Source organism: Pseudomonas sp. FW507-12TSA (assembly GCF_058781435.1).
The window spans coordinates 73,765-81,534 of the sequence record NZ_JBYSWT010000036.1; the positions used below are offsets into that span (position 1 = coordinate 73,765).

Consider the following 7,770-nt stretch of genomic DNA (forward strand, 5'->3'; position numbering starts at 1 on the left):
ACATACCTGTAGGAGCGAGGCTTGCCCGCGATGGGGATCTATCTACCACCGGCGCATTTCCGACGAGCCCAACCTCGTCCACCACAACCCGAAAAGCCTGAGGAGATCACCATGAACGCTGCCGTCGACGTTCTGCAATCCAGCCATCAGCACATCAACCGCGACCGCCTGTGGCAGTCGCTCATGGAGCTCGCCCGGCTCGGCGCCACGGTCAAGGGCGGGGTCTGCCGCCTGGCCCTGACCGACCTCGACCGCCAGGCCCGCGACCTGTTCGTCACTTGGTGCGAGGAGGCCGGGTGCACGGTCAGCGTGGACGGCATCGGCAACATCTTCGCCCGCCGTCCCGGGCGCAATCCGCAGTTGCCACCGGTGATGACCGGCAGCCATATCGACACCCAGCCCACCGGGGGCAAGTTCGATGGTTGCTTTGGCGTGCTGGCGGGGCTTGAGGTGTTGCGCACCCTCAACGACCTCAAGCTGGAAACCGAAGCGCCCCTGGAAGTGGTGGTGTGGACCAACGAGGAAGGCTCGCGCTTCCCGCCGTGCATGATGGGCTCCGGGGTGTTCGCCGAGAAGTTCACCCTGCAGGACACCCTGGCCAGGACCGACGCCGAGGGCATCAGCGTCGGCACGGCGCTGGACGCCATCGGTTATGCCGGCAGCCGGCCGGTGAGCGGGCATCCGGTGGGGGCCTATTTCGAGGCGCACATCGAGCAGGGGCCGATTCTCGAAGACGAGCGCAAGACCATCGGCGTGGTGCTCGGCGCCCTCGGGCAGAAGTGGTTCGACCTCAAGCTGCGCGGGGTCGAGGCCCATGCCGGCCCGACCCCGATGCATTTGCGCAAGGACGCCCTGGTTGGCGCCGCTGCGGTGGTGGCGGCGGTCAACCGCGCGGCCCTCGGCCATCAGCCCCACGCTTGCGGCACCGTCGGTTGCCTGCAGGCCTACCCGGGCTCGCGCAACGTGATTCCCGGCGAGGTGCGCATGACCCTGGACTTCCGTCACTTGGAGCCGGCGCGCCTGGACTCGATGATCGCCGAGGTGCGCCAGGTGATCGAGCGCACGTGCGCGGAACATGGCCTGAGTTTCGAGCTGACCCCGACCGCCGACTTCCCGCCCCTGTACTTCCACAAGGTGTGCGTCGAGGCCGTACGCGGCGCCGCCGAGGGCTTGGGCTTGTCGCATATGGATATCGTCAGTGGCGCCGGGCACGACGCGATCTTCGTTGCCGAACTGGGCCCGGCGGGGATGATCTTCGTGCCCTGCGAAGGCGGCATCAGCCACAACGAAATCGAGAACGCCGATCCCGACGACTTGGCCGCCGGCTGCGCGGTGCTGCTGCGCGCCATGCTCGCCGCCTCCCAGGCCATCAGCTTGAAATCCTGACTGCCGTTCCCGGCCTGCGAGGCTGCGTCCTCGTACGCAGCTTCGCAGGCTCAGCAGCGGCTACAGGTTTGCATGGGTGACGAACCTTTGGCTGACACTAAGCTAATTCCTAAAAATTATTTATTTTAGATTTATTAGATCGATTAGCTTTTAGCGACTTTCCTCTCCCAGAAGGTTCGCCCCCATGCGCCAGCCCCATGCTTTGCCTCGTCGCTTATCGCTCTCTGTCCTTGCCGTGCTGGCGCTGGGCATGGCCTGCAACGCCCTGGCCGACACCAGCCTGCGCATCGGCTACCAGAAATCCTCGACCCTGCTGGCGGTGCTCAAGGCCCAGGGCACCCTGGAAAAACAACTGGCGGGGCAGGGGGTGAACATCACCTGGCATGAGTTCACCAGCGGCCTGCCCCTGGCCGAATCGCTGAACGTGGGCAATGTCGATATCAGCGCCGATGTCGCCGACACCGTGCCGGTGTTCGCCCAGGCCGCCGGCGCCAGGTTGACCTACTTCGCCACCGAGACCCCATCGCCCGCGGCCCAGTCCATCGTCATCGGCAAGGATTCGCCGCTCAAGTCCCTGGCCGATCTCAAGGGCAAGCGCATCGCCGTGACCAAGGCCGCCGGCAGCCATTACCTGCTGATCGCCGCATTGCGCGAGGCGGGCTTGAGCTTCGCCGATATCCAGCCGGTGTACCTGACCCCCGCCGATGGCCGCGCCGCCCTGGAAACCGCCAAGGTCGATGCCTGGGTCACCTGGGAACCCTTCGTCGCCAGCGCCGAGCGCCAGCAAGGCGCACGGGTGCTGCACGACGGCCAGGGCCTGGCCAGCTACCGCCGCTACTACCTGGCCTCCAACGACTACGCCAAGGCCCATCCCGAAGTCCTGCAGCAGGTGTTCAGTGAGTTGCAGAAGACCGGCACCTGGGTCAAGGCGCACCCGCAACAGGCGGCGCAGTTGCTCGGGCCGCTGTGGGGCAACCTCGACGTGCCCACGGTGGAGTTGGCCAACAGCCGCCGCACCTACCGGGTCGAGGCCGTGCAGCCGGAGGCCCTGGGCGAGCAGCAGAAGATCGCCGACACCTTCTACCAGGAAAAACTCCTGCCCAAGCCGGTGGATGCACGGGCCGTGCAGCTCTGGAGCCCCAAGCATTTGTGATCGTCCGTTGCCAGGCCGGGGCCAGCAGGCACCGGCCTGGCAGCGTTGCGCTTGCCGCTGAGCGCCCCCCTTTTTCTTTGTCACCGCCGGCTACGCCATCCCGCGCCCGGCGCCAGGAGTTCTTGTGTCTGCCGTTCAACCCCAAGAGGCTTTTGCCGTTCCAGCCTCGTCCACGGTCCTTGCGGGCAACGCCGAAGTGGTGCTGGAACTGCGCAACCTGACCAAGACCTACGCCAGCCGCCGCGACCGAACCAGCGCGCCGGCGGTGCAGCAGGTCAGCCTCAGTGTGCGGCGTGGCGAGCTGCTGTGCCTGATGGGCACCTCTGGCAGCGGCAAGTCGACGCTGCTGCGCCATATCAACCGCTTGATCGAACCCGGCAGCGGCGAGGTGCTGATCGACGGCACCGCCATCGGCCATCTGGCACCCCAGGAGCTGCGCACCCTGCGTTCGCGGCGCATTGGCATGGTGTTCCAGCATTTTGGCCTGTTGCCCCATCGCAACGTGCGCGACAACGTCGCCTTGCCCCTGGAACTGCGCGGCGAACCCGAGGCGCTGCGCCACGCCGCGGCCGATGTGCAACTGCAAGCCATGGGCCTGGCGGGCTGGGGCGAGCATTACCCCCATGAGCTGTCCGGCGGCATGCAGCAGCGGGTCGGCCTGGCCCGGGCGCTGGTCAGTGAACCGGACATCCTGCTGATGGACGAGCCCTTCAGCGCGCTGGACCCGACCATTCGCCGCGAGCTGCAGGGGCACTTCCTGCGCCTGGTGCGCGAGCGTGGCATCACCACCTTGCTGGTGACCCACGACCCCGCCGAGGCCTTGCGCCTGGCCGACCGCATCGCAGTGCTGCGCCATGGCCGGCTGATCCAGCTGGGCACGCCGGCACAGTTGCTGGAGCAACCGGCGGACGCCGAGGTGGCGGATTTCTTCCAGGACCAGGGTGCACGCAGCGTCCCGACCCAGGCGGCTGCGCCGGTGGCGGTCGGCCCTGTCCCGGTGGCGCTAGAGGCGGCTCCGGCCAAGCCAGGCCGGGGTTTCTGGAGCGCGCTGTGGCGTGGGCCGGCGGCCCTGGCCGACAGCGGCCATGGCGCCTTGTATTGGCTGGGATTCGCCCTGGAGTTACTGGCGGCCGCAGGCTTGGGCCAGTGGCTGGCTACGTTCCGCCCGGGCTGGGCTGGGCTGGCGCTGCTTGGCCTGGTGCTCAGCCGCCTGCTGTGCGTGACCCTTGCCCGGCGCCCGCGCCGCCAGGTTCGCGCCGGCTGGCACCTGCCGTGGCTGGTGTTGCTGTTGTGCCAGGGCCTGGTGCTGTGGCGCGCCCTGGCTGTCGACGCCAGTGGGCCCTGGGTGCAGTTTCCCGCCGATCGCCAGTGGTTGCTGGCGACGGCAGCGGCCATCGACCAGTTGATCGGTTGGTCCCAGGTCACCTTCGAAAGCACCTTCGTCGGGGTGATCGTCGCGGTGCGCACGGTGATCGAAGGCATCGAGAACCTGCTGGGCTGGCTGCCCTGGCCGGTGCCGGCGCTGGCCCTGGTGTTGCTGGCCTGGCGCAGCGCCGGGGTGGCCTTGGCCCTGACCAGCGCCGTGGCCTTGCTGTACATCGGCCTGTTCGGCTTCTGGGAGCGCACTGTCGCGACCCTGGCCCTGGTCAGCGCCGCGGTGCTGCTGTCGCTGCTGATCGGCGTGCCCACCGGCATCCTCCTGGCCAAGCGCGCCCTGGCCCGGCGGTTGGTCACGCCGTTGCTGGACGTGATGCAGACCCTGCCGACCTTCGTGTACCTGATTCCGGCGGTGGCGTTCTTCTCGGTGGGCAAGACTCCGGCGGTGATCGCCACAGTGATCTTTGCCCTGGCGCCGATGATCCGCCTCACCGCCCTGGGTATCCGCGAGGTGCCCAAGACCGCCGTCGAGGCGGCCCTGGCCCACGGTGCCACGCCCTGGCAGGTGCTGACCAAGGTCGAGTTGCCCCTGGCCGCCGGCTCGCTGCTGCTGGGGATCAACCAGACCCTGGTCATGAGCTTGTCGATGGTGGTGGTCGCCGCGCTGATCGGCGCCGGTGGCCTGGGCTACGACGTGATGACCGCGCTGCGCAACATCAAGGGCGGCGAGGGCATGCTGGCCGGCGCCGCGATCGTGTTCTGCGCGTTGATTCCCGACCGCATCATTCAAGCGACCCTGCGCCAGCGGGATCGCGCTTTCCATCAGTCATGAGGTGTTCGATGAACCCATCCCTTTCCCGTGCCCTGGGCGCTACCGCGCTGTTGCTGGGCTTGTCGCTACCGGTGCTGGCCAAGGACAAGATCGTCATCGGCGAGCAGAACTGGACCGGCGCCATCGCCATCCAGAACATCCTTGGCGAGGTGATCAAGAGCCGCCTCGATGGTGATGTGTCGTACCTGGCCGGCGACGTACCGGTGCTGCTGGCCGCCGCGGCCAAGGGCGATGGCGCGGTGGATGTGCTGACCGATATCTGGCTGCCCAACCAGTCCGCCGCCTGGGCCAAGTACGTCAGTGGCGGCACCCGCTCGCTGGTACCCAACAAGCAGCCGTACCTGGGCGAGCAGGGCTTCTACGTGCCCGGCTACCTGCAAGACAAGTACGGGGTGAAGTCGGTCTACGACCTGCAAAAGCCTGAAGTGGCGAAGCTCTTCGAGCCCCTGGGCGGCGGCAAGGCGCAGTTGCTGGTGGGCCCGGCTGGCTGGGAGTCGACCTATATCGGCGAGATCAAGGCCAAGGATTTCGGCTTTGCCGACAAATTCGAGTCGGTGTCCACCGAAGCCTCGGTGACCTACGCCAAGCTCGCCAGCGCCTACAAGGCCCAGCGCGGCGTGGTGTTCTACGCCTACACCCCGGACTGGATCTTCTCCGCCTTCGACCTTCGGCGCCTGGATGAACCGGCGTTCGACGGCTACGCCCAGGACAACAAGAAGGGCGACCCGCTGTACAAGGCCGACGGCTGCTGGAAATTCATCAGCCCGACGGTGAGCGCCGACTGGCTGGCCCAGAGCAAGATCACCTGTGCCTACCCCGATGCCCGGGTGTATGTCCTGGCGTCCACCGCCTTGCAAAAGCGCGCACCACGGATTGCGGCGTTCCTGGAGAACTTCAGCATCCAGCCCAAGGTGCTCAACGAACTGATCCTCAAGATCGAGAAGGAACAACAACCGCCGGCGCAGGCGGCCAAGGAATGGGTCGCGGCCCATCCGCAGGTCGTCGATGGCTGGCTGGGCGCCAGCGGTGAACAGGTGGGGGCGGTGCAATGAGCGTGGAAGCATTGAACGGCATCGAACAGGCAACCTTCGGCGCCGGTTGTTTCTGGGGTGCGGAAGCGACGTTCCGCGCACTGCCGGGAGTGCTGGATACCCGGGTGGGTTATGCCGTGGAGGCGGGCGACGAGGCGGTGCAGATCGAGGTGGTACAGGTGGACTTCGACCCGCGACTGCTGGCTTACAGCCGCCTGATCGAACACTTCTGGGGCCTGCACGACCCGACCTCGGTGGATCGCCAGGGCGAGCATGGCGGAGTGAAGTACCGCTCGGCGATCTTCCACACCAATGCCGCGCAGGCCGAACAGGCGAGGGCGGCCAAGACCGCCCTGCAAGACTCCGCACGCCTCGACAAACCGGTGGCCACGGTGATCGTGCCCCTGGGCCGCTTCGACCTGGCGGATGAAGCGCACCAGCGTTATCTGGAAAAGAATGGGTTGAGCAGTTGCCATATCTAGAAGCTGCAAGCTGCAAGCTACAAGCTACAAGCTACAAGCTACAAGCTTGGAGCTTGCGGCTTAGAGCTCGCTCTTATGCAACCCGCCACTGAATCACTTCCAGCACCGCACAGCCTTCTCGTGTCAGCAGGTGCACGCCACGGGTGATACGGGTCAGGTCGCAATCGCTGATGTCTTTCAGCGCCAGGGTGGACAGGCTGTCCATCAGGTCGCGGACCACGGTGAAACGGTGGGCGGCGCTGCTGGCCAGGTCGCTCAAAGGGGCTTGGGTGTCGAGGTAGAACACCGGGTGTTCGGTGTCGTGGGTGTCGATGGGGGTGAAGCGGGGGAGGTGATGGTCGGTCATAGGTATGGCTCCTGCTTATAGAGCAATCGCCTTGGTTATCGACCAGAAAGAGCTGGGGCAGTGGTACGCGAGCAGGTTGGCCGAGGAATGGGCAACAGCACACTCTGGGGTGTTCCGCGCAGCACCGTCGTAGCTCCTGATCGCGGGAACAAAAGCGACTGCCAGGATGTTTGAAAGTGATGCGTTCCTATATTCGACCGGCCAAGGTCGCTCGCGGATCTGGCTGCGAGGGGCGGACTATAGGAAGGGTGCTGGAGCAGTGCAACCGGGTGTTGAAGGTGATGTTTGAGTGGTTGTGTCGACTGTCTGGTGGCTGGTTTTGATGGGGTACATATCCGTTGCTGCGGGTGTGGCCACTTAGGGTTCCGCTCTTACAGCGGGTCACTTTGGATGGCCCGGAATGCCGGCCAACCCAAAGTAACCAAAGGCTCTCTGCCCCCGCATCCGGCGCCTCGCCCAGGCTCGGCGTGCCCTCGCTCCGGCATTGCGCCGGTGGCACGCCGCCCCAGGCCATCCATGGCCTGGGGCGGCTAGCTCGGCATCCATGCCGAGCTGCCCCCTGCGCAACGCCTGCACTCGGCCTCCTGAAGGGGCAGGGAGATCAAGAGCAAGATCACAAGCCGAAGCCCAAGCGCGTTGTACGCGCTTTTGTAGCCGGCTTGCCGGCGAAGAGGCCCTTGGATGGGGCGGTGATCTTGTGGACGCCTTCGCTGGCAAGCCAGCTCCTACGGGGCGGTACACACGGCCGCATCTTCAGGCCGGCCGCAAGGCCGCCGTCAGATTTTGCTTTTGCTTTTGATCTCCCTGCCCCTTTAAACACGATGGCCGAACGCAGGCATTGAGCCGTGGGTAACCCGGCAGGACGCCTGGTTAGCCGCCCCAGGCCATGGATGGCCTGTGGCGGCGGCCCACGGATCAATGCCGGAGTGAGGGCATGCCGAGCCTAGGCGAGGCACAGAGTGGAGGGGCAGGAGCCCTTTGGTTACTTTGGGCTGGGCCGGCATTCCGGCTTTTCCAAAGTGACTCGCTGTAAGAGCGAAACCGTAAGTGGCCACACCCGCAGCAACGGATATGTACTCCCAACAAATAGCGAACACAGATTTCACGACCGCTACGCAGTCGATCGGGAGCAAGCTCCCTCGCCACAAGGTTTGCGCTTCAGG

The 7,770-nt window shown here is 65.9% G+C and carries 6 protein-coding genes; 5 read left to right on the top strand and 1 reads right to left on the bottom strand.

From position 1 onward, the window contains the following. The first annotated feature begins 111 nt into the window (after positions 1–111). The 5 genes from AC3WK8_RS27300 (at position 112) to msrA (ending at position 6,261) form a co-directional block, all read left to right on the top strand. On the top strand, positions 112–1,386 hold the full coding sequence (locus tag AC3WK8_RS27300) for a Zn-dependent hydrolase (RefSeq protein WP_103323812.1): 1,275 nt from the start codon (positions 112–114) through the stop codon (positions 1,384–1,386). Positions 1,387–1,570: 184 nt separating this feature from the next. After that, positions 1,571–2,539: an aliphatic sulfonate ABC transporter substrate-binding protein gene (locus AC3WK8_RS27305; RefSeq protein WP_103323813.1), complete on the top strand. Its 969-nt coding sequence runs from the start codon at positions 1,571–1,573 to the stop codon at positions 2,537–2,539. Between the two features lie 124 nt (positions 2,540–2,663). Next, the gene (locus tag AC3WK8_RS27310; protein ID WP_103323814.1) at positions 2,664–4,748 is read left to right on the top strand and encodes an ATP-binding cassette domain-containing protein; all 2,085 of its coding nucleotides are present in this window, start codon (positions 2,664–2,666) and stop codon (positions 4,746–4,748) included. Next, complete coding sequence (locus AC3WK8_RS27315; protein ID WP_103323815.1) at positions 4,745–5,800, top strand: ABC transporter substrate-binding protein; 1,056 nt, start codon at positions 4,745–4,747, stop codon at positions 5,798–5,800. Before AC3WK8_RS27310 ends, AC3WK8_RS27315 begins: the two co-directional genes overlap by 4 nt. Positions 5,801–5,811: 11 nt before the next feature. Beyond that, positions 5,812–6,261, top strand: coding sequence for a peptide-methionine (S)-S-oxide reductase MsrA (msrA, locus tag AC3WK8_RS27320; protein ID WP_103323816.1), 450 nt, complete (start codon positions 5,812–5,814; stop codon positions 6,259–6,261). Positions 6,262–6,334: 73 nt separating this feature from the next. Here the strand turns inward: msrA and AC3WK8_RS27325 are convergent, their stop codons facing one another. Further along, the gene (locus AC3WK8_RS27325; RefSeq protein WP_103323817.1) at positions 6,335–6,607 is read right to left on the bottom strand and encodes a hypothetical protein; all 273 of its coding nucleotides are present in this window, start codon (positions 6,605–6,607) and stop codon (positions 6,335–6,337) included. Positions 6,608–7,770: the final 1,163 nt, after the last annotated feature.

Coding starts and splice junctions, on each gene's coding strand:
- AC3WK8_RS27300 (WP_103323812.1), top strand. CDS start 112: ATGAACGCTGCCGTCGACGTTCTGCAATCCAGCCATCAGCACATCAAC.
- AC3WK8_RS27325 (WP_103323817.1), bottom strand. CDS start 6,607: ATGACCGACCATCACCTCCCCCGCTTCACCCCCATCGACACCCACGAC.
- AC3WK8_RS27315 (WP_103323815.1), top strand. CDS start 4,745: ATGAGGTGTTCGATGAACCCATCCCTTTCCCGTGCCCTGGGCGCTACC.
- AC3WK8_RS27305 (WP_103323813.1), top strand. CDS start 1,571: ATGCGCCAGCCCCATGCTTTGCCTCGTCGCTTATCGCTCTCTGTCCTT.